Consider the following 25,716-nt stretch of genomic DNA (forward strand, 5'->3'; position numbering starts at 1 on the left):
CGATGGGCTGTGACAGCACGCATCCAATCCGACGCCCTTATACGTAACAGGGCGCTCGGATGGAATGCACACGACGTGATTGAGTCGGCCTTCGACGGTCGACTCGTCCCGGGGCGATGTACTTCACAGGGTTTATACCCTGTCGCGAAGTACAGTTAGTTCCCGAAGGAAATGAGGATTCGACCCCTGCGGTCCGCCGTACACGATCGAATCTGATGTTAGCCCTGATGGTTCGGTGACACCCGGTATGGTGTCACCGACCGATCCCACATATACAGATAGCGATTCATGCACATTCGTTAGAATGTGTTCCCGCCTAACCCTCCCCACCAGGGGAGACATTCCGGTTGATCCTGCCGGAGGCTATTGCTATCGGTGTCCGATTTAGCCATGCGAGTTGTACGTCTAACGTAGCAGACTGCTCAGTAACACGTGGCCGATCTACCCTATGGACTGGGATAACCACGGGAAACTGTGGCTAATCCCTGATAGCGCTCCCGAGCTTGAATGCTGGGAGCGTCAAATGCTCCGGCGCCATAGGATGAGGCTGCGGCCGATTAGGTAGACGGTGAGGTAACGGCTCACCGTGCCAATAATCGGTACGGGTCATGAGAGTGAGAACCCGGAGACGGAATCTGAGACAAGATTCCGGGCCCTACGGGGCGCAGCAGGCGCGAAACCTTTACACTGCACGCCAGTGCGATAGGGGGACACCGAGTGCGTAGGCATAGAGCCTACGCTTTTGTGTACCGTAAGGTGGTACACGAATAAGGGCTGGGCAAGACCGGTGCCAGCCGCCGCGGTAACACCGGCAGCCCGAGTGATGGCCGATATTATTGGGCCTAAAGCGTCCGTAGCTGGCCGCGTAGGTCCGTCGGGAAATCTACTGGCTTAACCAGTAGGCGTCCGGCGGAAACCTCGTGGCTTGGGACCGGAAGACCTGAGGGGTACGTCTGGGGTAGGAGTGAAATCCTGTAATCCTGGACGGACCACCGGTGGCGAAAGCGCCTCAGGAAGACGGATCCGACAGTGAGGGACGAAAGCTAGGGTCTCGAACCGGATTAGATACCCGGGTAGTCCTAGCCGTAAACAATGCTCGTTAGGTGTGGCGCAGGCTACGAGCCTGCGCTGTGCCGTAGGGAAGCCGAGAAACGAGCCGCCTGGGAAGTACGTCCGCAAGGATGAAACTTAAAGGAATTGGCGGGGGAGCACTACAACCGGAGGAGCCTGCGGTTTAATTGGACTCAACGCCGGACATCTCACCAGCTCCGACAGCAGTAATGACAGTCAGGTTGACGACCTTACTCGACGCTGCTGAGAGGAGGTGCATGGCCGCCGTCAGCTCGTACCGTGAGGCGTCCTGTTAAGTCAGGCAACGAGCGAGACCCGCACCTCTAGTTGCCAGCAGCATCTCGCGATGGCTGGGTACACTAGGGGGACTGCCGTCGCTAAGACGGAGGAAGGAACGGGCAACGGTAGGTCAGTATGCCCCGAATGAGCTGGGCAACACGCGGGCTACAATGGTCAAGACAATGGGATGCGACGCCGAGAGGCGAAGCTAATCTCCTAAACTTGGTCGTAGTTCGGATTGCGGACTGAAACCCGTCCGCATGAAGCTGGATTCGGTAGTAATCGCGTGTCAGAAGCGCGCGGTGAATACGTCCCTGCTCCTTGCACACACCGCCCGTCAAATCACCCGAGTGGGGTCCGGATGAGGCTGTCATGCGACAGTCGAATCTGGGCTCCGCAAGGGGGATTAAGTCGTAACAAGGTAGCCGTAGGGGAATCTGCGGCTGGATCACCTCCTAAAGACCGGGACCAGAGCTCTGCTCTGGCCCACCTTCGTGGGTTCGGTCGGCGACGCCGACCGGGCACCTTGGAACCATCAGGGCTACGATTGCGGCTGTCCGCTACGTTCGTTAGCGGGCCGTCGCGGTCGAGTTGGGCCCATAGCTCAGTGGTAGAGTGCCTCCTTTGCAAGGAGGATGCCCGGGGTTCGAATCCCCGTGGGTCCATGTACAAGACGAATCGTGCCCCTTATATGGGTCACCGTATTCGTCCGATGTACGACCGATGCACCACTCCGTGAAAGCGCGGGTGGGAAGGGTAGATGCACGCACTGGGGTTGCACCCAGGCGCTGCGAATGATACCGTGTGTACGTGCAATCCAGGCGCTCACTGGACCCGTTCACTGTGCTCAGTGATCGTGGCTACTGTGCCGCCTGGTGGATGGCTCGGCTCAAGCGCTGATGAAGGACGTGCCAAGCTGCGATAAGCCATGGGGAGCCGCACGGAGGCGAAGAACCATGGATCTCCGAATAGGAATCCTCTCGCAATTGCTTCGCGCAATGGGGAACGCTCCGAATTGAAACATCTCAGTAGGAGCAGGAAGAGAAAACGAATGTGACGTCGTTAGTAACGGTGAGTAAACGCGACACAGTCCAAACCGAAGGCTTCGGCCAATGTGGTGTTCGGACTGACTTTCAGCAATTGACGCTCGACGAGAAGTCTCTTGGAACAGAGCTCGATACAGGGTGATAGACCCGTATCGTCGTGTGGTAAATTGTGTGTCAGTACCAGAGTACCGGGGGTTGGAAATCCCTCGGGATTACGGCAGGCATCGACTGCCAAGACTAAGTACAACTTGAGACCGATAGCGAACAAGTAGTGTGAACGAACGCTGAAAAGCACCCCGAGAAGGGAGGTGCAATAGGGCCTGAAATCAGGTGGCGATTGAGCGACGGGGCATACAAGGCCTCTCAGGAAACGACCCGGGTGCGAACCCGCAGTAGGAACCGAGAGGAGCCGATGTTCCGTCGTGCGTTTTGAAAAACGAACCAGGGAGTGTATCTGTTTGACGAGTCTAACCGGAGAATCCGGGCAGGCGTAGGGAAACCGACAAGGCCGCAGCATTGCCAGGGCCGCCGTGTTCAAGCGCGGGGAGTCAAACGGATACGACCCGAAACCAGATGATCTACGCGCGGGCAGGACGAAGCGTGGCGAAAGCTACGTGGAGGTCCGTTAGGGTTGGTGTCCTACAATACCCTCCCGTGACCTGTGTGTAGGGGTGAAAGGCCCATCGAATCTGGAAACAGCTGGTTCCAACCGAAAAATGTCGAAGCATTACCTCTGCTGAGGTAGTTCGTGGGGTAGAGCGACCGATTGGAAGCGCGGACTCCGAGAGGAGTCTGCCTTCCTGTCGAACTCCGAACTCACGGACGCCGTTGACGCAGGGAGTTCGCCGTGCGGGGTAAGCCTGTACGGCGTGAGGGAGACAACCCAGAGTCGGGTTAAGGTCCCCAAGTGTGGATTAAGTGCGATTGAAGATGGTCCCGAGCCCTAGACAGCCGGGAGGTGAGCTTAGAAGCAGCTACCCTCTAAGAAAAGCGTAACAGCTTACCGGCCGAGGTTTGGGGCGTCTAAAATGATCGGGGCTCAAATCCACCACCGAGACCTGACCGCATCCGTTGTAGGATGCTCGTGTAGGTTGGCACTCCGATTGGGCGGAAGCTCGGACTAGAGTTCGAGTGGACCGATCGGTGAAGAAAATCCTGGTCATAGTAGCAGCGATAGTCGGGTGAGAATCTCGACGGCCAAATGAGCAAGGGTTCCTCAGCAATGTTTCTCAGCTGAGGGTTAGCCGGTCCTAAGTCACTTCGTAATTCGAGAGTGACAAAAGGGAAGTTGGTTAATATTCCAACGCCTCTATACAACAGAAGTCGACGCCTTGGGGTCAACCGAGCCGCGCTTTCGCGCGGTCGAACTGTCCAACTCCGTGGAAGCCGTAATGGCACGAAGCGGAAGAACGGCAGGATAGCGTAAGTCGGTCCAACCTAGGGCCCGTGAAAAGACGAGTATAGAGTCCGTACCAAGATCCGACACAGGTGCTCATGCCGGCGAAAGGCAAGGCCTGTCGGGAACAACCGACGTTAGGGAATTCGGCAAGTTAGTCCCGTAAGTTCGCGATAAGGGATGCCTGCTTAGGAAATAAGCAGGCCACAGTGACTCGGACGCTCCGACTGTCTAGTAACAACATAGGTGACCGCAAATCCGAAAGGACTCGTACGGTCACTGAATCCTGCCCAGTGCAGGTATCTGAACACCCCGTACAAGGGGACGAAGGACCTGTCAACGGCGGGGGTAACTATGACCCTCTTAAGGTAGCGTAGTACCTTGTCGCTTCAGTAGCGACTTGCATGAATGGATCAACGAGAGCGTCACTGTCCCAACGTTGGGCCCGGTGAACTGTACGTTCCAGTGCGGAGTCTGGAGACCCCCAGGGGGAAGCGAAGACCCTATGGAGCTTTACTGCAGGCTGTCGCTGAGACATGGTCGCTGATGTGCAGCATAGGTAGGAGGCATTACAGAGGTACCCGCGCCAGCGGGCCACCCAGCCATCAATGAAATACTACCCGTCAGTGACTGTGACTCTCACTCCGGGAGGAGGACACCGGTAGCCGGGCAGTTTGACTGGGGCGGTACGCGCTCGAAATGATATCGAGCGCGCCCCAAGTCCATCTCATTCGGGTCGGGAACCCGAAGAAGAGTGCAAGAGCAAAAGATGGATTGACAGTGTTCTTCCTAACGAGGAACGCTGACACGAAAGTGTGGTCTAGCGAACCCATGAGCCTGCCCGATGCGGGCCATGGACGACAGAAAAGCTACCCTAGGGATAACAGAGTCGTCACGCGCAAGAGCACATATCGACCGCGTGGCTTGCTACCTCGATGTCGGTTCCCTCCATCCTGCCCGTGCAGAAGCGGGCAAGGGTGAGGTTGTTCGCCTATTAAAGGAGGTCGTGAGCTGGGTTTAGACCGTCGTGAGACAGGTCGGCTGCTATCTACTGGGGGTGTTTCGGAGCCTGACGGGAACGTTCGTATAGTACGAGAGGAACTACGAATGGTGACCACTGGTGTACCGGTTGTCCGAGAGGGCACTGCCGGGCAGCTACGTCACACGGGGTAAGAGCTGAACGCATCTAAGCTCGAAACCCACCTGGAAAAGAGGCTCCGCTGAGGTCGCTCGTAGAAGACGAGATCGATAGACTTGGGGTGTACGCACCGAGGCAACGAGGTGTTCAGCCCGCGAGTACTAATGACCGAAGCCACTCAATCATCGCACTGAGACCCGTGAACGGGTCCAGGCGTTTACTGGATTGCACGCACACATTTGGTTAGCTACCCACCGACGATGGTCTTCATCGTGGTTCGATTCCACGAGTCGGCATTAAGGCGGCCATAGCGGCGGGGTCACTCCCGTACCCATCCCGAACACGGAAGATAAGCCCGCCAGCGTTCCGGCGAGTACTGGAGTACGCGAGTCTCTGGGAAATCCGGTTCGCCGCCTGCCATTCATTCAAAGCCCACCAGTATTGTGCTGGTGGGCTTTTTTCATTTACCGTGCGGCGATGCCGCACGTCCGACCGGCGAGCCGCTGGCTCGCCGGACCGCTATACTTAACCACGGGAGTACGTTACCCTCATCTGCGCCAAGGTGGCAGAGTGGCCTTACGCGGTCGCCTGCAGAGCGACTACACGCCGGTTCGAATCCGGCCCTTGGCTTTCTCCCCTCCCCTCGATATCCAACGCGACCAGCCGCGGTCACAACAGGCTCTTGAGTTCGTTTCAACCCCTGAACGCCGCAGTGGCCACACTCACAGCCCCGAGTCTCGCGTTTTGAGTAGTGACACCGGGACCGACGGGTCAAAGCGTGTGCCGCCCGCAGCGTCCGTATGCAACTCGACTTCCTCGGTGGCGCACGGGAGGTCGGCCGGAGTGCGGTCCTCGTCGACGAGACGCTGTTGCTCGACTACGGAGCGAAGCCGACGACGCCACCGTCGTGGCCCCTCAACTGCACGCCGGAGGCGGTCGTCGTCTCGCACGGCCATCTCGACCACGTCGGCGGTGTGCCCGCGCTGCTCTCAGGTGATGCTCCGCCCTCAATTCACTGGACACCGCCGACGCACGAACTGGCCCGACTGCTTGCACGTGACACGCTCAAGCTCCACGGCGGGACGCCGCGGTGTCCGTTCACGGACAACGACGTTGCGCGACTCGGTGAGCAGTCCGTCGAACACAGCTATCGAGAGCCGTTCACCGTTGCGGGCTACGAAATCACCCTCTACGACGCGGGGCATATCCCGGGGAGTGCCCACGTCCTCGTCGACGACGGCGAGACGCGACTCCTGTACACCGCCGACTTCCACACCGACGACCAGCGGCTCGTCTCCGGAACCAGCGCACGTCCGGACGCGGACGTGGTGATCTGTGAATCGACGTACTCCGACGTGGCCCACGACCGACGCGACTCGGTCGAACAGCGGTTCGTCCAGTCGCTCCGCGAGACCACCGTCCGCGGGGGGACGGTCGTCGTCCCCGCCTTCGCCATCGGGCGCACTCAGGAAGTTCTGCTCGTGTGTAACGCACACGGTCTCGACACCTACGTCGACGGGATGGGTGTCGAGGTGTTAGATATGCTCACCCGTCATCCGGCGTACGTCCGAGACGTGGATGCGCTCCGCGGTGCACGAACCAATGCTCGGGTGGTGACGGGCCGTGACGGACAGCGCCGCCGTATCGCGGACGAACAGACGGTGATTGTCACGACGAGCGGGATGCTCAACGGCGGGCCGGCGATGACGTACGTGCCCGCAATCGCGGACTCGCCGCTGAATCTGGTCGCGTTCTCCGGGTATCAGGTCGAGGGAACGCCCGGCCGTGAGCTGTTGGAACGTGGAAGCGCCCACATCGACGGGCGACAGCTCCGCGCGTCCGCCCGCCGGGAGTTCTTCGACTTCTCGGCACACGCCGACCACGACGGACTTCGCTCGTTCCTGTCGAGCTACGAGGACAGCACCGTTCTCGTGAACCACGGCGATCGGTGTGTGGCTTTCGCGGCGGAACTACGCGAGGACGGCTACGCGGCGCGCGCGCCCGAACTCGGCGCGACGATACAGCTATAGCTACTGCTGTGCGTTTTCGACGGCGTCGGCCTCGGATTCGAGCGCCGCAGCGAGCGTGCGCGCCTGCTCGGGGGTGAGCCGGAGCCGGTCGGCGTGGGTGTCGAGCGTTTCGAGCGTGGTGTTGTCGAGTTCGAGTGCGAACTCCACGTGGTCGGGGTTCTTTCGGGGTGAGGTGACGTTCACCGTGGCGTACGCCTCCTCGTCGAAGTCGTGGCCCTCGGCTTCGGCGTCCACGAGGTCCAGCGTCGTGTACGCGTTGACGCGCATGATTCGGTCTGCCATACGCTCCGTTGGTGGGTGCCCGGCGTAAGCGTGGCGTCTCTGGCCATCGTCCTCGCGTCGCTGTCGGTGAGTCACGCGCTGGCTCCGTCCTCGACTCCGTGACAGACCTGATCGCTTGGCCCCAAAGACAGCACTGCGACCGCCGGCGGTTGTGTTGCTCCCGCTCGCTGGCTCGCGGTCTGTCGACCGCGCGCCCAACCCTCCCCCGCGACGCACACGCGCCACGGGCGCGGTGCGTCAGGCCACTGCCTCGGTTGTTTGCACGGGAGAACGGGCAGCCGTCGACAGCGTTGCGACTGTGGAAGCGAAAACGCGAGCGAAGAGAGAAATCGAGGGGCGTCCTCAGTCGTCCGAGGGGAGGGGTTCGCCCTGGCCGTTCGTCGGCGCGGGACTGGAACCCATGTCGTCGTCCTCGGCGTACGGATACCACGTCATCTTCGTGTTGTGCATGTACGGGTCCGTGTAGCTGGTCTCTTCCGGCTCGACGAGTCCGTTCAGCGCCTCCTCGTCGTGGCGCGCGATGAACTCGCGGAAGCTCTCGCCGTCCTCGCGGGCGTCCGCGAAGAAGTCAACGAGGTTCTGGATGTAGCCGGGCACCTCGTCCGCGGCGACGCGCATCTCGACCCAGTCGGCGAACTGCGGATTCTCGCCGAGGCCGCCGCCGAGACCGATGTCGAACGCCTCGACCGGCTCGCCGTCCTTGCGGGTCTTCATCCCGCGCAGGGACACGTCGGCGATCTGCGGCTGGGCACAGGAGGCCGTACAGCCCGACAGGTGGGTGTGGAAGTTGGTCATCCCCTCGGGCACGTCGATGTTGTCCTGCATCCAGCGGCCGTAGCGGACCATCCGGTTTTTGGTCTCGACGATGGACAGCGAGCAGTACTCCGTGCCGGTACAGGCGATGGAGCCGCGCATGAAGACGCCCGGCTCGGGGGAGTGGTACTCCAGCAAGTCCTCCTCGAGGAACTCGTCGATGCGGTCGGAGTCCACGTCGGTGACGATGACGTTCTGTCGCTGCGTGAGTCGGACCTCGCCGGAGCCGTACTCATCGGCGAGGTGGGCGAGCTCGCGCGTTTCCTCGGCGGACATCCGGCCGACGAGCACGGAGAGACCGACGTAGTAGTTGCCGTCGGGCTGCTCGTGGACGCCGACGTGGTCGGCGTGGCCCTCCCCGTCGTCGTGGTTGTGGCCGGCGTTGTAGGTGTACTCGTCGCGGAGGTCCTCGCCCGCGGTCCGGAGTTCGCCATCGACGAACTCCTCTTCGAGGACGCGGCGGAACTTCTCGGTGCCCCACTCGTCGACGAGGAACTTGATGCGGGCGTTGAAGCGGTTCTCGCGGTCGCCGTGCTCGCGGAACAGCGCGGAACACGACGCGGCGATGTCGGGTGCCTCTTCCGGCGTGACGAACACGTCGATGGAGCGGGCGAGTCGCGGCTCCTTGCGCGAGAGCCCGCCGCCGACGCGGATGTTGAATCCCTTCGTCTCCTCGCCGTCGATGACCTTCACCGCCGGCTCGAAGGCGAGGTCGTTGATGTCGCCCTGACCGCAGCCCTCAGAACAGCCCGTGACGGAGACCTTCCACTTGCGCGGGAGATTCGCGTAGTCGTCGTTGCCTTTGAACGTCTCGTTGAGCTCCTCGGCGACGGGCCACGCGTCGATGAACTCGTTTTTGTCCTTCCCGGCGACGGGACAGCCCACGATGTTCCGCCAGGAGTCACCACACGCCTGCTGGGTGGAGAGGCCGACCGATTCGAGCCGGTCCCAGATCTCCGGAATATCCTCCAGCTTGATCCAGTGGAGCTGAATCGACTGACGTGTCGTCCAGTCACAGACCGCGCCGCCGAACTCCGGGTTGTCGGCGGGGCCGCGGGCGAAGTCGTCGGCCACGTCGGCGACGACCTCCAGCTGGCCCGGCTCGAGCACGCCGTTTGGCGTGCCGATTCGCATCATGAAGTAGCTCTCTTGGCCCTTCCGCTGGTGGTACAGTCCCCACCATTTGAAGCGCTCGAACCACGCGTCGTGTTCGTCGTCCGGAATCGATTCCCAGCCCTCCTCGGCGAACTCGTAGATACGCTCGCGAACCTCGTTCCCGTAGGCTTCGTCTTTCCAACCCTCGACTTTCGTCGGCATAGTACTGCCATGTCCCTCACGCCTATAGATGCCACGCGCTCCGTCAAGCCTCCCCCCTGCTCCAGTAAACCAGCAACAATTGCCTACTATTCCGTGGCGAGTCGCCGGCGTCTGTCCGGGACGTGAACGCTGCTCGGTACGACCGACCGGAACTCGCCGGTGTCGGGGTCGGCCCGGCCGAGTTCGAGCCAGTCGGTGACCCCGTCGGTGCCGCAGCCGATACACTGGCCGGCGATACGGGCCTCGACGCGGCCACAGGCGACGCTCACCTCGACGAACCCCTCCGCGAGGAAGTCGGTCGGCTCGCAGTCGCAGATGTCGCTGCGCGCGAGCTGCCAGAGGTCAGAGACGTTCACCTCGCGGCTGTCGTTGACGCTGACCCACGCGCCGTCGTCGAGCTGGTGGATTGCGGTGACCATACCCACCAGAACGCCCCGACGGGCGTAAACACGACGTTCGTGACGCCGTGGTGACGCCGGATGCGTGCATATCCGCCCGCAGTCTCCGTGTTTCGACCCGCTTCCGCCGACACAGAAACAAGCAACAAAATCCGCGACCCGGCAGCACAGGAGAGTGTTATGTTCGTAGCTGTGCTTATGGTGTGGTGGTGCCTTCTACTACACAGTGAGTCGTTCAATGAGTACCAGTGGTGAGCGTCATGAGTAAGACAGACGAAGAGAGCCGCGCCGACCGATACGACGACGTCGACACGAGCCACCTCGACAGCGTCGAGGACGGCTGCGGCTGTACCGAGATTTGGGAGCACACGAGCGAGCGGGAGGAGGCCGAGGAGTCCGACGCCGACGACGAGTGACTGCGCTCCGTTCGCAGGCGGGATTTTTGATAGTGGCCCTGCTACCCGTGAGTGAATGACACCGGATGAGGGCCCCTCGACCGAGACCGACCCGGCGAGCCGCGCGTCGCCGGTCGGCGAGCCGGTCATCCGGCGGAACGTCACGGACGACGCCGCGCGCTTCGACCCGACCGACGCTGAGAGTCTCGCCGAGGCCGCCGACGTGGTTCGGCGCTTCGCCGAGAACACCGCCGGCGGCGCTGACAACGTCTACATGCTCCGTGGTGCGGCGGCGTGTGCTGCACTCGTTCGCGGCGAGGGGTCGTACAAGGCCGCCGCCGAGCGCGCCGGCGGCGAGGCGACCGTCTCGTTCATCCGCAAGTGGGCGCGCGTCCACGACCTGCCGCGGTCGGTGCGCCGGTACGTCGCGCTCGGCGAAATCGCTCCGACCGCGGCCAAACACATCGCCCGCCTCTCGGGCGAGGCGCGCTTTCTCTTGGCGTGGGCCGTCCTCGACCACGGGCTGACGGTGCGTGAGGTGCGTACCGTCGCCTCGGTGGTCAACGACGGGGCGACCGTCGAGGCCGCACTGGCCGACGCAGGGGTCGAACTCGGCCGCATCGAGCTATCGCTTCCCGCCGACCTGTACCGACGGCTCCGCCGGACGGCGGCTCTGTCGGACCGCGACCCCGACGACGTGGTCGTGGAAGCGCTGTCGACGTACTTCGAGTGACCGCGCGCATCGAAACTATTTACCCCGAGATTGTCCTACCGTGTTGCAGGGCCGATAGCTCAGCCCGGCAGAGCGTCTGGCTTTTAACCAGACGGCCATGGGTTCAAATCCCATTCGGCCCGTCCTGACTTCGAGCCGGTAGTTTATCCCCGAAGCCGAACAACTCTCGCCAGATGAGTACCGCGCCGGTTCCCGAACTCGCAGAGACGGCCACGGCCTGTGCCGACCGACTCCACGCCGCCGAGAGCGTGCTGGTCGCCTCCCACATCGACGCCGACGGACTGACGAGCGCCGCCGTCGCCGATACCGCCCTCGAACGCGCGGGTATCGAACACGAACAGGTGTTCTTCGAGCAGCTGGACGCCGAACACATCGACCGGATTGCGGCCACAGAGCACGAGACGGTTCTGTTCACCGACTTCGGCTCGGGGCAGTTAGACGATATCGTCCCACACGAACGAGCGGGCGCGTTCACTCCGATCATCGCCGACCACCACCAGCCCGCAGACGCGGACACCGAGTTCCATCTGAACCCGCTGCTCGTCGGGCTGAACGGTGCCCGCGAACTCTCGGGTGCGGGGGCGGCGTACGTGCTCGCCCGGGCGCTCGAACGCGACGGCGTCGACAACCGCGACCTCGCCGCGACGGCGGTCGTCGGCGCGGTCGGCGACATGCAGGATTCCGGGGGTGAACTCCACGGCGCGAACGCCGCCCTCGTCGAGGAGGGCGTCGCCGCCGGCGCTCTCGCCGAGGCGAAGGACCTCGCCGTCTACGGCAAACAGACCCGTCCGCTCCCCAAACTACTGGAGTACGCCACCGACACCTACGTTCCCGGCATCTCGAACTCCTACTCGGGTGCGGTTGAGTTTCTCGACGGACTCGACGTTGCGTGTCGCGACGACGACGAGGAGTGGAAACGGTGGGTGGACCTGACCGACGACGAGCGCCAGAGCGTCGCGAGCGCGCTCGTCCGCCACGCGGTCTCTCGGGGCGTTCCGGCCTCGAAAATCGAGCGGCTCGTCGCTACCACCTACACCCTGACCGACGAGCCCGAGGGGACGGAACTCCGTGACGCCTCCGAGTTTTCCACCCTGCTCAACGCGACGGCCCGGTACGACCGCGCCGACGTGGGTCTCGCCGTCTGTCTGGGCGACCGCACCGGTGCGCTGGAGACCGCCCGGAAACTGCTCCGCACCCACCGTCGGAACCTCTCGGAGGGGCTGACGTGGGTGAAAGACAACGGCGTCACCGACGCCGGAAACCTCCAGTGGTTCGACGCCGGCGATGAGATTCGCGCCACCATCGTCGGTATCGTCGCCGGGATGTCGATGGGCGTCGACGGCGTCGACCGCGCGAAGCCCGTCGTCGCCTTCGCCCGCGAGAGCGAGACGGAGACGAAGGTCTCCTCTCGCGGGACGGGTGCGCTCGTCCGGCAGGGGCTCGACCTGTCGGTCGTGATGGGTGAGGCGAGCGAAGCGGTCGGCGGTGGCGGTGGTGGCCACGACGTTGCCGCCGGCGCGACGATTCCGGCCGGCGAGGAAGAACAGTTCATCGACCGCGCAGACGCCATCGTCGGCGACCAGCTCGGATAGCACAGTGAAAGTGATTCGATTCGAGATAAACCGACCGACTGAAGCCGGATTCGACGGGAAGCAGAGGGGTCGAATCGGCGGCGAACAGCGTCGCCGGCGGAGAGCGCACAATCCGGCTGTTTTTGGTTCGAGCGAGCAAGTGTGAGGAAATGAGTCTCGACGCGGCCACCTTCGAGGAGCAGAAGTACGTCGACTTCTTCCCGAAGCTCCAGCAGGCGTACAAGAGCGCGTTCAACACGATGAACGAGCAGTACGACTCCACCTACGTCCACGCCATCGACCAGACCATCCTCAACGAGTCCGAACCCGTCTTCGAGGACGGCCAGTTCCACATCGAACTCCCCGCCGACCCCGAGACGCGCATCGACGGCGTCGTCGACATCGACGACGACCGGCTGGCCGAACTGCTGGAGGAGTACACCGCCACCATCGAGACCGAACTGTGTCGGCTCTTCGAGGTCGAGCAGCCCTAGCACACGCAGGGACAAGGCCTAAGCGTGGTGGCAAACAAGAGAGTGTATGAGCACGGAGTCTGCCGACGGCGACGACCTGAACGACCGTATCACGAACTTCCTGCGCCGCAACTTCCCGCAGATTCAGATGCACGGCGGGAGCGCAGCCATCCAGAACATCGACCGCGAGGAGGGGTCGGTGACCATCCAACTGGGCGGTGCCTGTTCCGGCTGTGGCATCTCTCCGATGACGATTCAGGCCATCAAGTCCCGGATGACCAAGGAAATCCCCGAGATTTCGACGGTGCACGCCGAGACGGGAGCGGCCTCCGGTGCCGGCGACGGCATGGGCGGTGGCAACGTCTCGCCGTCGTTCCCCGGTGAAAGCTCGTCGTCCGGAGACGACGAAGGCCCGCAGGCTCCCTTCTAACGCCGACTCCTTCGTGTTTTCACCCGCTGTGAGCGACAGCAGTGGAGCTAACCACCTGCCCGACGGAGGGGACACGTGACCCGACGCAGTGACCGACTCGCGCTCGCGGCGGTCGTGTTCACCGTGTTGTTCTCGCAGGTGCTCCTGTATCCGGGCGTTCCGCAGTTGGTCGAATCGCTCGGCGGGAGCGGCGAACTCGACGCGAGCACGCCCTTCCTCGCCGCGGAGTTTGCGGGCTTCGTTCTCTTCGCCGGCGTCTGGGGAGCGCTGTCGGACCGCGCCGGCGAACGCGGCCGATTCATCTCCGCGGGCGCGGCCGGTGGTGCGCTCGCGTACGTCGCGCTCGCGTTCGCTCCCTCGATTCCGTTCTGGCTCGTCCTCGTCGTGCGGTTCGTCGGCGGCGCGTTCACCATCGGCGCGTTCTCGCTCGCCATCGCGACGCTCATGGACTTCGGCGGCGGCAACGGCCGCAACATGGGTGCGGCGGGCATCGCTATCGGGCTTGGAACGGGTCTCGGCGCGCCACTCGGCGGCCAGCTCTACCGGCTCGGTCCCCGCGTTCCGCTCGCGGTCGGTGGCGGGCTGTTAGTCGTCGTCGCGCTCGCCGGCCTCCGACTCCGGGAGCAGGCGACCGCGGGCGGTGGAACGGGGAGCCGACTGCTCGCCGTCGCGCGATCGCTGGCCGACGAGCCGACGCTTTCCGTCCCGTTCGCCTTCGGCTTCGCCGACCGGTTCACGGCGGGCTTTTTCGCCCTCGTCGGCGTCGACTACTTCCAGACGGAGTTCGGGCTCGACCCGGCCGCGACGGGCGCGCTGTTGGGCTGTTTCTTCCTCCCGTTCGCACTTCTCCAGTATCCGTTCGGCGTGCTCTCTGACCGCGTCGGCCGGGTCGGTCCCATCGCCGCCGGCTCGTTCGCCTACGGGGTCGTCATCGTCGCCGTCTCGCTTGCTCCCTCCGTGACCGCCGTCGCGGGGACGATGATACTGGTCGGGGCCTTCGGCGCGCTGTGTGCGCCGGCGACACTCGCGCTCGTCAACGATATCGCGCCCGCCGACGAGCGCGGCACGGCCACGGGCGGGTTCAACATCGTCGGCTCGCTCGGCTTCCTCGCCGGCAGCGTCGTCGGCGGTGGACTGGCGACTCAGTTCGACTACACCACCGCGTTTCGGGTGGCCGGCGGGGCGGAGATACTGCTCGCGCTCGTGTTGTTACCCTTCTTGCTTCGACTCGAAACGGGGGGGTCGGACACGTTCGACCGGTAGGGAGTTTCGTCGGTATCACAACGACCTTGGCTCTCCGTTGTGAGACGCAGATATGACGAAGAAACAGGAGTACACCGACGACTACCCCGACAAGCGGCTCTACCTCCCCGGCCCGACCGAAGTGCGCGAGGACGTCATCGAGGAGATGGCACAGCCGATGTTCGGCCACCGGATGGACCGGATGACCGACCTCTACACCACGATCGTCGAGGACACCAAGACGTTCCTCGACACCGACGACGACGTCATCGTCCTCTCGGCGTCGGGCACGGAGTTCTGGGAGGCGACCACGCTGAACCTCGTGGACGACCGCGCGCTCGCGCTCACCTGCGGCAGCTTCAGCGAGCGACAGGCCAACGTCGCCGAGCGGCTCGGCAAGGACGTCGACCGACTCGAACACGACTGGGGCGAGGCCGTCAAGCCCGACGAGGTGCGCGAGGCGCTGGAAGCAGACGAGGAGGGCTACGACGCCGTCCTCGCCGTGATGAACGAGACCTCGACGGGTGTGCGCAACCCAATCGAGGAAATCGGCGACGTGGTGAAGGAGTATCCGGACACGTTCTTCGTCGTCGACGCAATTTCGTGTCTCGGCGGCGACTACATCGACATCGAGGGCCACGGCATCGACGCCATCTTCACCTCCACGCAGAAGGCGTTCGGCATGCCGCCGGGCCTCGCGGTCTGTACCGTCAGCGAGGCGGCCTACGAGCACGAGGTCGATTCCGACTCGGCTTCGTGGTACGGCGGCTTCCAGCGCTGTCTCGACTACTACGACCGCAAGGGACAGACTCACTCGACGCCCGCCATCCCGCTCATGCTCGCGTACCGCAAGCAGATGCAACATATGCTCGCGGAGGGCCACGCCGCCCGAGACGACCGCCACCGACAGATGGCCGAGTACACCCGCGAGTGGGCAAGAGAGCACTTCGACACCTTCGCCGAGGAGGGGTACGAGTCACAGACGGTCACCTGCATCGAGAACACGCAGGGGATCGACGTGGCCGCCACCATCGAGCAGGTCAGCGAGGAGTACGACTTCGTCTTCTCGAACGGCTACGGCGACATCGGCGAGGAGACGTTCCGTATCGGCCACATGGGCGAGCACACGCTGGAGACCATCAAGGAGCTCACCGACGCTATCGAGGACGTCGCCGACCTCTAAACACGACAGAAGACACATACCCCCCCGGTAGTAATTTTTTGCTGTGGACATCTCTCGCCGCACCACGCTCGCTGCACTCACCGCTGGAGTCACAACCGGAATCGCCGGCTGTAACTCGCTCACCTTCGGCGGCAAACAGGAGTACACGCCCGTCGTGCTGGAGAACAACCACGACGCGCCACATATGATGGCGTTCACCATCGTCTCCATCCCGGACAACCCGAACGGCGGCTTCACCGTCGGCACGAGCGACGCATGGTACGTGACGCCGGGCGATTCACACAGCTTTCCCGAGGCAATTCCCGTCGGCGACGTATCACCTGCTTCGATGACGGTGATGGTCGTGTTGGAAGACGAGACGGCAAAGCGAGCCCGCTTCCAGATGGACGGTCCCGACGACGCACCACACATCACCGTCACCGAAGCCGGCGATATCACGGTCAAAACGCGGATGCAGGGGTGACGTACAAGCACCTAGAGAAGTCGCTCTTTACTGTAGATAGCTAACGGAGGCTGAATGGACGACCTGCTGGACGATATCGACGAGGACGCCACGGCCGCACTGGAGACGGCTGAGAACCCGGAGACTCGGTATCATCTCCGCGAGATACGCCAGCGACTCGTACAGGTGCGCGAACAGCAGGCGCAGGCTGGAGCCGAGACGCCACAGTCTGCGTCGCCCCAGTCGCCCGACTGACGCCCGCGACGCGACCGATTTTTGCCGTCCGCGGTCCGAACACGAACAATGACCGAGCAGACGGATTTCTCTACCTTCGGCGACGACGGGGACGACTCGGACGACCAAGCCGACCCGACGGACACCACCGTCCCCGACGACGCGCCGGAGAATCCGTACATCGCCCCAGAGGAACCGACGTTCGCGCCCGTCGACTCCCTCTCCGAGGCGGAAGCGCGCGAGCAGGCCGACGCGCTCCGGGAGGCGATTCGCTACCACGACCACCGCTACTACGTCGAGGCCGCCCCCGTCATCGGCGACCGGGTCTACGACACGCTGTTCGACCGGCTCCAGACGCTCGAAGCCGCCTTCGATATCGACGCGAGCGACTCGCCCACCCGACGCGTCGGCGGCGAACCGGTCGACTCCTTCGACACCGTCGAACACGTCGCCCCCATGTTATCTATCGACTCCTCGGGCGAGGAAAGCGAAGTGAGAGAGTTCGCCGACCGGGTCGAACGCGAGGTCGGTCCCCAGCGGTTCGTCTGCGAGCCGAAGTTCGACGGCGTCTCCATCGAGGTCGTCTACGAGGACGGCGTCTACGAGCGGGCCGTCACCCGCGGCGACGGCGAGGAGGGCGACGACGTGACCAGAAACGTCCGAACCGTCGCCTCGATTCCCGAGCGACTGCGCGGTGACCATCCGGACTTCCTCGCCGTGCGCGGCGAACTGTACATGCCTCGGGAGGCGTTCACGGCGTACAACCGCGAGCGGATGGAACGGGGCGACGACGCCTTCGCGAACCCGCGCAACGCGACGGCGGGGACGATTCGCCAGCAGGACCCGGCCGTCGTCGCGGAGCGTCCCCTCGACTGCTTCTTCTTCGAGACCCTCGACGGCGCGGCGTTCGACACCGCGTGGGAGCGTCACACCACGCTCCCGGAGTGGGGCCTCCCTGTCAACGACGAGGTGCGACGGGTCGACGACGTCGACGGGGCAATCGCGTACCGGGACGCGCTGCTGGACCGGCGCGACGACCTCGATTACGAAATCGACGGCACGGTCATCAAGGTAGACGACCGCGACGCCTGCGAGCAGTTGGGGGCGACCGCGCGCGCTCCACGATGGGCTTTCGCCTACAAGTTTCCCGCGCGCTCGGAGGAGACGACGGTCCGTGACATCGCCGTGCAGGTGGGGCGAACGGGCCGACTCACTCCCGTCGCCCTGCTCGACCCCGTAGAGGTCGGCGGCGTGATGGTGTCGCGCGCCTCCCTCCACAACCCCGACCAGATCGCCGACCTCGGCGTCGGCGTCGACGACGTCGTGAAGCTCAAGCGCGCCGGCGACGTGATTCCGTACGTCGACGCCGTCGTCGAGGCGAAAAGCGAGGGCCACTACGAGTTTCCCGACCACTGTCCGGTGTGTGACTCCGCGGTCGAACGCGACGGCCCCCTCGCCTTCTGTACCGGCGGGCTGGCGTGTGACGCTCAACTCCAGCGCGCGGTCGAACACTACGCCAGCCGCGACGCGCTCGACATCGAGGGGTTGGGCGAGAAATCCGTCGGCCAGCTGATGGACGCCGGCCTCGTCGGCTCGCTCCCGGACCTCTACACCTTGGACCGCGAGGCCGTCGCCGACCTGGAGGGGTGGGGCGAGACGAGCGCCGACAACCTCGTCTCGGCAATCGAGGCGAGCCGCGAGCCGGCCCTCGACCGCTTCCTCGTCGCCATCGGCGTCCCGGAGGTCGGGCCGACAGTCGCACGCGACCTGGCGCGCGCGTTCGGGAGCTTCGACGCCGTGCGCGCGGCCACGCGCGACGAACTGGAAGCCATCGACGGTATCGGTGAGGTCGTCGCGGGCGAGATCCGGGAGTTCTTCGACTCCGAACAGAACGAGCGAGTCATCGAGGGGTTGCTCGACCACGTCGACCCGGAGGAGATGGACGTGGAGACGGGCGACGCGCTGGAGGGGCTGACCTTCGTGTTCACGGGGTCGCTCTCGGGGATGACCCGGGGCGACGCACAGGCGTTAGTCGAGCAGCACGGCGCGAACGCCACCTCGTCGGTGTCGGGCAACACCGACTACCTCGTCGCGGGCGACAGCCCCGGCCAGAGCAAGACCGACGACGCCGAGGCCAACGACGTGCCGATTCTCGACGAGGGGGCCTTCCGCGAGCTACTGGCCGACAACGGTATCGAGTACGAGCCCTGAGTGTCCGTTAGCCAGAGACGAGCGAGCGGTTCACCGAGTCGGCCGACGGGAGGCGCGACTGCGGTTTGGAACAAAAGCGCGCTTACGAACGGTCGATGTCGAGTTCTTCCTGGAGGTCCTCCAGCCACCCCTCGTCGTTGAGCTCCTCCAGCCGGTCGCGGAAGTGGGACTCACAGAGTCCGACCTTGAGCTGGTCCTTCTCGACCGCGACGGCGGCGTCTGCATCGCAGTAGTGACACTGCATACACCGACGTACGCGGCCGGTCGTGAAAACGGCTACGGGTGTGGCAGTTCTGTTGCGGCGAGAAACCGGTCGTACGCCGTCGGGGTCATCCCCGCCACGCCGAGCGTGTGGTCGTGGGCGTCGCTCCCCCCGGTCGGGAGCAGGTCGAACGTCTCGATGGCCTCGGCCAACAGATCGGGGTCGGGGTCGATATCGTCGGCGTAGGGGTACCAGCGTTCGACGGCGTCGAGGCGTTCACACAGTTCGAGTGCGGCGTGGGGGTCGTCGTAGCGGAACGGGTGGGCGAGGCCGACGAGCGCGCAGGCGTCGTCGAGCAGCTCGCGGCCGGTCTCGAAGTCTGGCACGTCGCGGGCGACGAAACACGGCCCGTCGTCGCCGATGTACCGGTCGAACACGTCGTTCACCGAGAAGTCGGTTACCTCGGCGACGGCCCGCGCGATGTTCGGGCGGCCAAGTCCCGGGCGCGCCTCGATGTCGAGGTCGACGCCGAGTTCGGCTTCCAGATTCTCGATGATCTGCCGGCCCCGCTGGACGCGGTCGGCCTGTATCCGCTCGGTCTCGCGTTCGAGTTCCATCGTCGGCTCGACGCCGTAGCCGAGCAAGTCGACGCGTTGGCCGTCGGTCTCGACGCGGAGCTCGATGGCGTGAATCAGCCGGACGCCGTCGCGATACTCCCACGGCGTGTCGAGATTCGGGTGGAGGCGGTCGTGGTCGGTGATTGCGACCACATCGAGATCCGCGGCCTTCGCCGCGACCGGCACGTCATCCAGGGTCATCTCACCGTCCGAGTTCGTCGTGTGGGCGTGGAGGTCCGCGACGAGGGGGCCGTCGGTCATACGACACGTACGCACACCACCACCATACCAGTTCGGCCTTAGTGGTCCTTAATGAATTACCAGTGTGGAACCGTGACTATACACAACGTTCATTAAGGTTCCTGGTTGTTTATGTTGTATGCGATGTATGGCCGACGTTGACGCGAACTTGGACGCACACAGCTACCCGGCGACGGCGAGTGAACTCATCGAGGCGTACGGCGAGACCGAACTCGAACTCCAGAACGGCTCGGAGACCTTCGGCGAAGCCCTGGGCCGACTCGGCGAGACGACCTACGAGGACGCCGACGCCGCCAAGACCGCCGTGATGTCCGTCGTCTCGGAGGGCGCAATCGGCCGGAAAGGATACTCGGACCGCGACGCGCCGACCGTCGGCGGGATGGGGCCGTCCCCGGTCAGCTTCTAAGCGATACAGTCGGCCGTTTTCACGTATTTTTTCTCACCGGTAGCGCTGCCGACGTTCAAATACCATACCGCCACAGTCCCGGCGTGACGTAGGAGTCGCGGCGACGGGCCACGGCGGGAGCACGGCCCACCTGTCGCCGAGCGGTCGGGCCGTCTGTCAATCCAGCCACTCGATAGCCGCGCCCATCTCGAACGGGAGCCGCCCGACGCGGTACCCCTCGACGTGACCGTCCGGGCGCGCCCGGAAGACGACGGTCGGCTCGTGGGCCACCTGCGGCTGTTCGCCGGCGACGGCCGCCCACTCGTCGTCCCGAAACGAGGAACAGTCGACGAACAGCACCGCCGACGGGTGGGCCGCGAGCTGGTCGCGGGTCTTCGCGTCGGCCGTCTCGCGCACGGCAGCCACGGGCGTGTCGGCGCGGTCGCGTTTGGTCGGCGGTCGCGGTCGCGTCACCTCGACTAACTGCTCGCCCTCGACGAGGAAGTCGAGGGCGTGGCCGCTGTCGAGGTCGATCTCCGGCTCGAAGGCGAGGTCGGCGTCGGCCAGCAGCTTCGCGACGATGAACTCACCCATCGTCGCGGCCATCCGGCCCACGTCCAGCCCCTCGCTCGTCCCGAGCTTCGAGGCCATCGTGTAACGGTACTCGTCGAGCGCGCCCGTCGAGAGGAGTCGCTCGAAGAAGGCGAGTCCCTCCTCGGGCGTCGCATCCGGGAAGCCGCCGGCGTGCTCGGCGAAGAAGCGCCGCGTCGTGTCCCGGCCGTCCTTCGAGAGGAAGACGGGGAGGAAGAACCACGCGACGTGGTCGTAGCCCGCCAACAACGGGTCGACGAGTTCGAACCGGGCGAGTAGCTCCCGCTGTGCCCACCGCGCGACGGGGTAGGGAACTTCGGTGAAATCCTGCTTGTTCGTGCGCCACAGCGCCTCCGGCGTCGTGGTGTTGCCCATCCAGTAGGCGTGGGAGTTCCAGCAGAACAGCGCGAAGTCGCCGTTGTCCATCTCCAGTCGACAGGCCTCGTAGCCGGCCGGCGGATCGAACCACGGCGTCTCCATCCGCGCACCGAACGATTCCTCCAGCGGCGCGAGCAGTCGGTCGCGGACCCGCTGGTCCGACCACGACTCGTTCGACACACGGAAGCGAAGCGGGCCTGCCACATCTTCCCCTCGGCCTCCGCGGGTTTACTCTTGTCCCGCGGCTCGTGTGAACAGTACCCACACATTTTAGTAGACACAATTGCAACGGTTGTTCATCCATGGGAATGGGAAACTTTGACGAGGCAGAACACGAGCGCCGCGAGGCGAAACACTCCAACGTCGACGCGACGAGCGACGACACCCGAACCCAGTATCGCGGCAGCGTGAGCTACGATTCCGGTGAATCGACCGAGGCGCTGCTCGACCAGTTCGAGCAGATGAAATCTGACTGAGTCGTCTCTCCTTCCGGTCCATCTACCTTCGGTAGCGGTGGCCACGTCCCGACCGAGTCCTTTACCGCCCCCGCGACGAACCACCTGACGTGAAACCCGCGCGGATGCTGTCGGAGTTCCCTGCCCCATCCTTTCGTGGCGCACAGGAGCAGGCGCTCGAAGATATCCGCGACGCCTTCGACGCCGGCAACGATGTCGTCCTCGTGCGCGCCCCCACCGGCTCCGGCAAGTCGCTCCTCGCCCGCGCCATCGCGGGCTGCGCGAAGACGCCCGGCGAGACCGACCACGTCGAATCCTTTGGGGCCTACTACACCACGCCGCAGGTCTCCCAACTCGACGACGTGGCCGGCGACGACCTGCTCGATGATTTCTCCATCATCCGCGGAAAGGGTAACTACGACTGCATCCTCCCCGGTGAGACGGACACCCCCGTCACCGAAGCACCGTGTGCCCGCGAAACCGGCTTCGACTGCCCCGTCAAACACCGGTGTCCGTATTTCTCCGACCGCGCTATCGCCTCGAACCGCAACATCGCCGCGATGACGCTCGCGTACTTCATGCAGACGGCCGGCTCGGACGTGTTCGGCAAGCGCGACGTGGTCGTCATCGACGAGGCACACGGGCTCGCGGAGTGGGCCGAGATGTACGCGACCATCGACCTCTCTCCCCACCGGGTCCCGGTCTGGGACAGCTGTGAACCGCCCGCGGTCGACGGGCTGACCGACGTGGAAGGGTACGCCGAGCGCCTGTTGCGCGTCTGTGGCCGGCGACAGGAGGAGTTGCGCGCCGAAACCGAACTCACCCGCCGTGAGGTGGCAGAACGCGACCGACTCTCCGAACTCGTCCGCGAACTCCAGTGGTTCATCGAGGACGCGAGCGACCCCGAGTCCCCGACGACGTGGGTCATCGACCAGCCCGACGGGGCCGGCTCCGCCATCACGGTAAAACCGATGGACCCCGCCCGCTATCTCCACCACACCGTCTGGGAGCGTGGCAACAAGTTCGCGCTCTTGTCGGCGACGATTCTCAACAAGGAAGCGTTCTGTGCGAGCGCCGGACTCGCCCCCGACAACGTCGCGCTCGTCGACGTGCCACACACCTTCCCGCTGGAGCACCGCCCGCTGTACGACGTGACCTGCGGGAAGATGACCTACGACCACCGCGACGAGACGCTCCCGAAGGTCGCCCGCACCATCGTCCGGCTGATGCAGCGCCACCCCGACGAGAAAGGGCTGATTCACGCCCACAGCTACGCCATCGCCGACGAACTTGTCACGCTGTTAGACGAGATGGGCGTCGGCGGGCGCGTCCGAACCCACGACGCCGACAGCCGCGACCAAGCCCTGCTCGGGTGGAAGGGCGAGGACTCCAATGCCGTCTTCGTCTCGGTGAAGATGGAGGAGGCGCTGGATTTGAACGGTGACCTGTGTCGATGGCAGGTGGTGTGTAAGGCTCCGTATCCGAACACGCGCGACTCCCGGGTGGCCCGGCGACTGGAGGACGACCAGTGGGCGTGGTACTTCCGGACGGCGCTACGGACGGTGATTCAGGCCGCCGGCCGGGTCGTGCGCGCCCCCGACGACTACGGCGCGACGTATCTGGCCGACTCCTCGCTGCTCGACGTGTTCGACCGCGCCCGGGCGGACACCCCCGCGTGGTTCCGCGAACAGATCGACGCGATGGAACAGCCGAATCTGCCGGCGTTCGACCCCGGTGGGGCCAACGCCGGCGCGGCACCGACGCGCAACTACGGCTCTGACTCCGAGGGACCCGACGACACCGCGCGGTCGCAGTCGCTGTCCGACCACCCGCTCGGCGACGTGTGGGGGACCGACTAGAAGATGGAGACGGCAGCGGCCGCAATCGAGGAGCCACCCATCAACAGCACCATGACGATGGCGATAATCTGGCTTCTGTCCATACACGAGACGACGTAGCGAGCCGAATAGATGTATCGGCTCCGTCGGACGCGGAGTTTAAACGCGAGAACGGCCCACATCGGGTATGAGCGATGCTCGCCAGTTTTGTCCCCGGTGTGGCGACCCGGTGGCCCGCCCCGACGACGCCGACCTCCCGGGCGGTGCCCGCGACCCCGACGCCATCCTCTGTGACGACTGCTACTTCGAGGATTTCGAGTTGGTCGACGCCCCCGAGCGCATCGAGGTGTTGGTCTGTTCACAGTGTGGCGCGGTCCAGCGGGGCAACCGCTGGGTGGACGTGGACGCCGAGGACTACACCGATATCGCAATCGACGAGACCGCGGAGTCGCTCGGCGTCCACGTCGACGCCCGCGAGGTGACGTGGGGCGTCGAACCCGAACAGGTCGACCAGAACACCATCCGGATGCACGCCACCTTCACCGGCTTCATCCGCGACACCCCGCTACAGGAGGAGGTGACGGTCCCCGTCTACATCGCCCGCGGCACCTGTGACCGCTGTGGGCGCATCGCCGGCGACTACTGGAACGCGCTCGTGCAGGTCCGGGGCACGAACCGGACGCCGACGACCGAGGAGATGGACCGCGCCGAGACCATCGCCCGCGAGTACATCGCCGAGCGCGAGGCGACGGGCGACCGCAACGCCTTCATCACCAGCGCGAAGCGGGGGGACAGCGGGCTGAATCTGAAGATCTCGGCAAACCAGATGGGCGAGGCAATCGCCCACCGCATCGTCAGAGAGTTCGGCGGCTCCGTCTCTGCCGCAGAGACGCTCACCACCGAGGACGGCGACGGCAACGAACTCTACCGGGTCACCTTCGTCGCCCGCCTCCCGGAGTTCACCCCCGGCGACGTGGTCGACTTCGACGACGGCGACGGCCCGGTGCTCGTGACGAGCGCCCACGGGAATCTGAAGGGCGTCCGCGTCGAGACGGGCGAGCGCTACGAGGCCAGCCACGAGGAAGGCATCGCGCCCGACGGCCGCAAGCTCGGCGACCGCGCCGACGTCGAGCAGACGACCCTCGTCGCGGTGGAGGACGACCGCGCCGTCCAGGTGCTGGACCCCGAGACGTTCGAGTCGAAGACCGTCCCGCGGCCCGACTACATGCACGCCGACGCGACCGAGGTGCCGGTGCTCCGCTCGCGGGCCGGACTCCACGTTCTGCCGACCGAGGACGCCGATGTCTGAGCTGGCGGTCGTCGTCCCGCGCGCGGAGACGGAGTCGGTGCTCGATTCGCTCGCCGCCGCCGGACTCTACGACGACACGCGCTCGATTCAGCCCCACGGCGAGGGCGTCGCAATCCCAGTCACCGACGCACCCGACGGCTACGAGACGGTCCGCGTGGACCTGCCACCGCGCAACCGCGATCTCCGGGAGCTGCTTGCGGGTCGCGGCTGGAGCGACGCCGACCTCGACCGCCTGCCGACCTCGTGGGCGGTCGTCGGCTCCTGTCTGCTCGTACAGGGCGACGACTTCCCCGACCCGGCCGCCGTCGGCGACGCGCTGCTCGAACTCCACGGCGAGGCCGACACCGTCCTCGTCTCCCACGGCATCGCGGGCGACCAGCGCGAACCCGACGTGGAGGTCATCGCCGGCACCGGCGACACGGAAGTAGTTCACACCGAACACGGGACGAAGTACGCACTCGACCTCGCGCGGGTGATGTTCTCGCCGGGGAATCAGGCCGAGCGCGCCCGGATGGGCGAGGTCGTCGCCGCGGGCGAACGCGTCTTCGATATGTTCGCCGGCATCGGCTACTTCACGCTCCCGATGGCCCGCGCCGGCGCGGACGTGACGGCCGCCGAAATCAACCCCGAGGCGTACCGGTATCTCGTCGAGAACGCCGTCCTCAACGGCGTCCAAGACAGGCTCTCGGCGTTTCGCGCCGACTGCCGGGACGTGGACGTGCTCGCCGACCGCGTCGTGATGGGGTACTACGACGCCCCCGACTACCTCGACACCACGCTCGCCGCACTCGATTCGGGCGTCGTCCACCTCCACGCCACCGCCCCGACGGACGACCCGTGGACGGAGCCGGTCGCCGCGCTCGAAGCCGCCGCAGGCGAGCGTCTCGTCGAGATACTCGACCGCCGGGTCGTCAAGAGTCACGCACCGGGCGTCGACCACGTCGTCGTCGACGCACGAATCGGGGAATAGACCCGACGTCGAAGCGTTTAATCGCT

The 25,716-nt window shown here is 64.8% G+C and carries 23 protein-coding genes, 3 tRNA genes and 3 rRNA genes; 22 read left to right on the top strand and 7 right to left on the bottom strand.

Going from position 1 to position 25,716, the window contains the following annotated elements; all coding sequences use genetic code 11:
• Positions 1 to 340: 340 nt before the first annotated feature.
• From DM818_RS06165 to DM818_RS06190, 6 genes are all read left to right on the top strand, one after another.
• Positions 341 to 1,807, top strand: a 16S ribosomal RNA gene (locus DM818_RS06165).
• 136 nt (positions 1,808 to 1,943) lie between these two features.
• A tRNA-Ala gene (locus DM818_RS06170) sits at positions 1,944 to 2,015 on the top strand.
• A gap of 186 nt (positions 2,016 to 2,201) precedes the next feature.
• A 23S ribosomal RNA gene (locus DM818_RS06175) occupies positions 2,202 to 5,113 on the top strand.
• 114 nt (positions 5,114 to 5,227) lie between these two features.
• A 5S ribosomal RNA gene (gene rrf, locus DM818_RS06180) occupies positions 5,228 to 5,349 on the top strand.
• The 16S, 23S and 5S rRNA genes sit together here with 2 tRNA genes alongside, the layout of an rRNA operon.
• Before the next feature lie 137 nt (positions 5,350 to 5,486).
• A tRNA-Cys gene (locus DM818_RS06185) sits at positions 5,487 to 5,560 on the top strand.
• 170 nt (positions 5,561 to 5,730) lie between these two features.
• Complete coding sequence (locus DM818_RS06190) at positions 5,731 to 6,960, top strand: MBL fold metallo-hydrolase (RefSeq protein WP_153952450.1); 1,230 nt, start codon at positions 5,731 to 5,733, stop codon at positions 6,958 to 6,960.
• Here DM818_RS06190 and DM818_RS06195 read toward each other — a convergent pair whose 3' ends face one another.
• The 3 genes from DM818_RS06195 to DM818_RS06205 all read right to left on the bottom strand — a co-directional run bounded on the left by DM818_RS06195 (position 6,961) and on the right by DM818_RS06205 (position 9,791).
• Complete coding sequence (locus tag DM818_RS06195; protein WP_075937597.1) at positions 6,961 to 7,242, bottom strand: DUF6360 family protein; 282 nt, start codon at positions 7,240 to 7,242, stop codon at positions 6,961 to 6,963.
• A 342-nt stretch (positions 7,243 to 7,584) separates the two neighbouring features.
• Positions 7,585 to 9,372: a nitrite/sulfite reductase gene (locus DM818_RS06200; RefSeq protein ID WP_075937596.1), complete on the bottom strand. Its 1,788-nt coding sequence runs from the start codon at positions 9,370 to 9,372 to the stop codon at positions 7,585 to 7,587.
• An 86-nt stretch (positions 9,373 to 9,458) separates the two neighbouring features.
• Complete coding sequence (locus tag DM818_RS06205) at positions 9,459 to 9,791, bottom strand: hypothetical protein (protein ID WP_075937595.1); 333 nt, start codon at positions 9,789 to 9,791, stop codon at positions 9,459 to 9,461.
• A 239-nt stretch (positions 9,792 to 10,030) separates the two neighbouring features.
• On the opposite strand from DM818_RS06205, the gene DM818_RS14915 reads away from it, so the two are divergent.
• The 11 genes from DM818_RS14915 (at position 10,031) to ligA (ending at position 18,684) form a co-directional block, all read left to right on the top strand.
• Positions 10,031 to 10,186 carry a hypothetical protein gene (locus tag DM818_RS14915; RefSeq protein ID WP_172977294.1) on the top strand — a complete coding sequence of 52 codons (156 nt, stop codon included), beginning with the start codon at positions 10,031 to 10,033 and terminating at the stop codon, positions 10,184 to 10,186.
• 55 nt (positions 10,187 to 10,241) lie between these two features.
• The gene (locus DM818_RS06210) at positions 10,242 to 10,898 is read left to right on the top strand and encodes a DUF7119 family protein (RefSeq protein WP_153952451.1); all 657 of its coding nucleotides are present in this window, start codon (positions 10,242 to 10,244) and stop codon (positions 10,896 to 10,898) included.
• Positions 10,899 to 10,946: 48 nt separating this feature from the next.
• Positions 10,947 to 11,020: transfer RNA gene (locus DM818_RS06215), tRNA-Lys, on the top strand.
• 51 nt (positions 11,021 to 11,071) lie between these two features.
• Positions 11,072 to 12,490, top strand: a complete 1,419-nt coding sequence (locus DM818_RS06220) for a DHHA1 domain-containing protein (protein WP_123123589.1) — start codon at positions 11,072 to 11,074, stop codon at positions 12,488 to 12,490.
• A gap of 149 nt (positions 12,491 to 12,639) precedes the next feature.
• Positions 12,640 to 12,963 carry a DUF5783 family protein gene (locus DM818_RS06225; RefSeq protein ID WP_075937592.1) on the top strand — a complete coding sequence of 108 codons (324 nt, stop codon included), beginning with the start codon at positions 12,640 to 12,642 and terminating at the stop codon, positions 12,961 to 12,963.
• Between the two features lie 46 nt (positions 12,964 to 13,009).
• Positions 13,010 to 13,372 (top strand): NifU family protein, encoded by a 363-nt coding sequence (locus DM818_RS06230; protein ID WP_075937591.1) that lies wholly within the window; start codon positions 13,010 to 13,012, stop codon positions 13,370 to 13,372.
• Between the two features lie 75 nt (positions 13,373 to 13,447).
• A complete protein-coding gene (locus DM818_RS06235; RefSeq protein ID WP_075937590.1) occupies positions 13,448 to 14,635 on the top strand; it encodes an MFS transporter in 1,188 nt (395 codons plus the stop codon).
• 52 nt (positions 14,636 to 14,687) lie between these two features.
• Positions 14,688 to 15,797: a pyridoxal-phosphate-dependent aminotransferase family protein gene (locus DM818_RS06240; RefSeq protein ID WP_075937589.1), complete on the top strand. Its 1,110-nt coding sequence runs from the start codon at positions 14,688 to 14,690 to the stop codon at positions 15,795 to 15,797.
• Positions 15,798 to 15,840: 43 nt separating this feature from the next.
• The gene (locus DM818_RS06245) at positions 15,841 to 16,260 is read left to right on the top strand and encodes a hypothetical protein (protein ID WP_123123588.1); all 420 of its coding nucleotides are present in this window, start codon (positions 15,841 to 15,843) and stop codon (positions 16,258 to 16,260) included.
• A 54-nt stretch (positions 16,261 to 16,314) separates the two neighbouring features.
• Positions 16,315 to 16,494 (top strand): hypothetical protein, encoded by a 180-nt coding sequence (locus DM818_RS06250; RefSeq protein ID WP_075937587.1) that lies wholly within the window; start codon positions 16,315 to 16,317, stop codon positions 16,492 to 16,494.
• A gap of 48 nt (positions 16,495 to 16,542) precedes the next feature.
• Entirely contained in the window at positions 16,543 to 18,684 is a 2,142-nt protein-coding gene (ligA, locus tag DM818_RS06255) for an NAD-dependent DNA ligase LigA (RefSeq protein WP_079988911.1), read from the top strand.
• A gap of 82 nt (positions 18,685 to 18,766) precedes the next feature.
• Here ligA and DM818_RS14920 read toward each other — a convergent pair whose 3' ends face one another.
• Together DM818_RS14920 and DM818_RS06260 are read right to left on the bottom strand one after the other, a co-directional pair.
• Complete coding sequence (locus DM818_RS14920; RefSeq protein WP_172967110.1) at positions 18,767 to 18,928, bottom strand: DUF6757 family protein; 162 nt, start codon at positions 18,926 to 18,928, stop codon at positions 18,767 to 18,769.
• A gap of 32 nt (positions 18,929 to 18,960) precedes the next feature.
• Positions 18,961 to 19,764, bottom strand: a complete 804-nt coding sequence (locus DM818_RS06260; protein ID WP_075937586.1) for a PHP domain-containing protein — start codon at positions 19,762 to 19,764, stop codon at positions 18,961 to 18,963.
• Between the two features lie 118 nt (positions 19,765 to 19,882).
• Here DM818_RS06260 and DM818_RS06265 point away from each other — a divergent pair, with 118 nt between their 5' ends.
• Positions 19,883 to 20,170 carry a DUF5789 family protein gene (locus tag DM818_RS06265; RefSeq protein WP_075937585.1) on the top strand — a complete coding sequence of 96 codons (288 nt, stop codon included), beginning with the start codon at positions 19,883 to 19,885 and terminating at the stop codon, positions 20,168 to 20,170.
• Between the two features lie 156 nt (positions 20,171 to 20,326).
• Here the strand turns inward: DM818_RS06265 and DM818_RS06270 are convergent, their stop codons facing one another.
• Positions 20,327 to 21,322, bottom strand: coding sequence for a DUF5784 family protein (locus tag DM818_RS06270; RefSeq protein WP_075937584.1), 996 nt, complete (start codon positions 21,320 to 21,322; stop codon positions 20,327 to 20,329).
• A 98-nt stretch (positions 21,323 to 21,420) separates the two neighbouring features.
• On the opposite strand from DM818_RS06270, the gene DM818_RS14925 reads away from it, so the two are divergent.
• On the top strand, positions 21,421 to 21,594 hold the full coding sequence (locus DM818_RS14925; protein ID WP_172977295.1) for a DUF5786 family protein: 174 nt from the start codon (positions 21,421 to 21,423) through the stop codon (positions 21,592 to 21,594).
• 89 nt (positions 21,595 to 21,683) lie between these two features.
• Positions 21,684 to 23,432, top strand: coding sequence for a helicase C-terminal domain-containing protein (locus tag DM818_RS06275; RefSeq protein WP_123123587.1), 1,749 nt, complete (start codon positions 21,684 to 21,686; stop codon positions 23,430 to 23,432).
• Here DM818_RS06275 and DM818_RS06280 read toward each other — a convergent pair.
• Positions 23,429 to 23,593 (bottom strand): hypothetical protein, encoded by a 165-nt coding sequence (locus tag DM818_RS06280; RefSeq protein ID WP_153952452.1) that lies wholly within the window; start codon positions 23,591 to 23,593, stop codon positions 23,429 to 23,431. The genes DM818_RS06275 and DM818_RS06280 overlap by 4 nt on opposite strands.
• Before the next feature lie 5 nt (positions 23,594 to 23,598).
• Here DM818_RS06280 and DM818_RS06285 point away from each other — a divergent pair, with 5 nt between their 5' ends.
• Complete coding sequence (locus tag DM818_RS06285) at positions 23,599 to 24,720, top strand: 60S ribosomal export protein NMD3 (protein WP_075937582.1); 1,122 nt, start codon at positions 23,599 to 23,601, stop codon at positions 24,718 to 24,720.
• A complete protein-coding gene (locus tag DM818_RS06290; RefSeq protein WP_123123586.1) occupies positions 24,713 to 25,690 on the top strand; it encodes a class I SAM-dependent methyltransferase in 978 nt (325 codons plus the stop codon). The genes DM818_RS06285 and DM818_RS06290 overlap by 8 nt, the downstream gene beginning before the upstream one ends.
• The last annotated feature ends 26 nt before the right edge of the window (positions 25,691 to 25,716 follow it).

It is taken from the genome of Halosegnis longus (assembly GCF_009663395.1).
In the GTDB taxonomy this organism is placed as follows: domain Archaea; phylum Halobacteriota; class Halobacteria; order Halobacteriales; family Haloarculaceae; genus Halosegnis; species Halosegnis longus.

Bases quoted from the DNA above. Each gene is read 5' to 3' on its own strand.
- DM818_RS06240 (WP_075937589.1), top strand. From the start codon at position 14,688: ATGACGAAGAAACAGGAGTACACCGACGACTACCCCGACAAGCGGCTC.
- DM818_RS06290 (WP_123123586.1), top strand. From the start codon at position 24,713: ATGTCTGAGCTGGCGGTCGTCGTCCCGCGCGCGGAGACGGAGTCGGTG.
- DM818_RS06230 (WP_075937591.1), top strand. From the start codon at position 13,010: ATGAGCACGGAGTCTGCCGACGGCGACGACCTGAACGACCGTATCACG.
- DM818_RS14920 (WP_172967110.1), bottom strand. From the start codon at position 18,928: ATGCAGTGTCACTACTGCGATGCAGACGCCGCCGTCGCGGTCGAGAAG.
- DM818_RS06285 (WP_075937582.1), top strand. From the start codon at position 23,599: ATGAGCGATGCTCGCCAGTTTTGTCCCCGGTGTGGCGACCCGGTGGCC.
- DM818_RS06260 (WP_075937586.1), bottom strand. From the start codon at position 19,764: ATGACCGACGGCCCCCTCGTCGCGGACCTCCACGCCCACACGACGAAC.
- DM818_RS06200 (WP_075937596.1), bottom strand. From the start codon at position 9,372: ATGCCGACGAAAGTCGAGGGTTGGAAAGACGAAGCCTACGGGAACGAG.
- DM818_RS06280 (WP_153952452.1), bottom strand. From the start codon at position 23,593: ATGTGGGCCGTTCTCGCGTTTAAACTCCGCGTCCGACGGAGCCGATAC.
- DM818_RS14925 (WP_172977295.1), top strand. From the start codon at position 21,421: ATGGGAATGGGAAACTTTGACGAGGCAGAACACGAGCGCCGCGAGGCG.
- DM818_RS06220 (WP_123123589.1), top strand. From the start codon at position 11,072: ATGAGTACCGCGCCGGTTCCCGAACTCGCAGAGACGGCCACGGCCTGT.
- DM818_RS06225 (WP_075937592.1), top strand. From the start codon at position 12,640: ATGAGTCTCGACGCGGCCACCTTCGAGGAGCAGAAGTACGTCGACTTC.
- DM818_RS06205 (WP_075937595.1), bottom strand. From the start codon at position 9,791: ATGGTCACCGCAATCCACCAGCTCGACGACGGCGCGTGGGTCAGCGTC.
- ligA (WP_079988911.1), top strand. From the start codon at position 16,543: ATGACCGAGCAGACGGATTTCTCTACCTTCGGCGACGACGGGGACGAC.
- DM818_RS06210 (WP_153952451.1), top strand. From the start codon at position 10,242: ATGACACCGGATGAGGGCCCCTCGACCGAGACCGACCCGGCGAGCCGC.
- DM818_RS06250 (WP_075937587.1), top strand. From the start codon at position 16,315: ATGGACGACCTGCTGGACGATATCGACGAGGACGCCACGGCCGCACTG.
- DM818_RS06265 (WP_075937585.1), top strand. From the start codon at position 19,883: ATGCGATGTATGGCCGACGTTGACGCGAACTTGGACGCACACAGCTAC.
- DM818_RS06195 (WP_075937597.1), bottom strand. From the start codon at position 7,242: ATGGCAGACCGAATCATGCGCGTCAACGCGTACACGACGCTGGACCTC.
- DM818_RS06190 (WP_153952450.1), top strand. From the start codon at position 5,731: ATGCAACTCGACTTCCTCGGTGGCGCACGGGAGGTCGGCCGGAGTGCG.
- DM818_RS14915 (WP_172977294.1), top strand. From the start codon at position 10,031: ATGAGTAAGACAGACGAAGAGAGCCGCGCCGACCGATACGACGACGTC.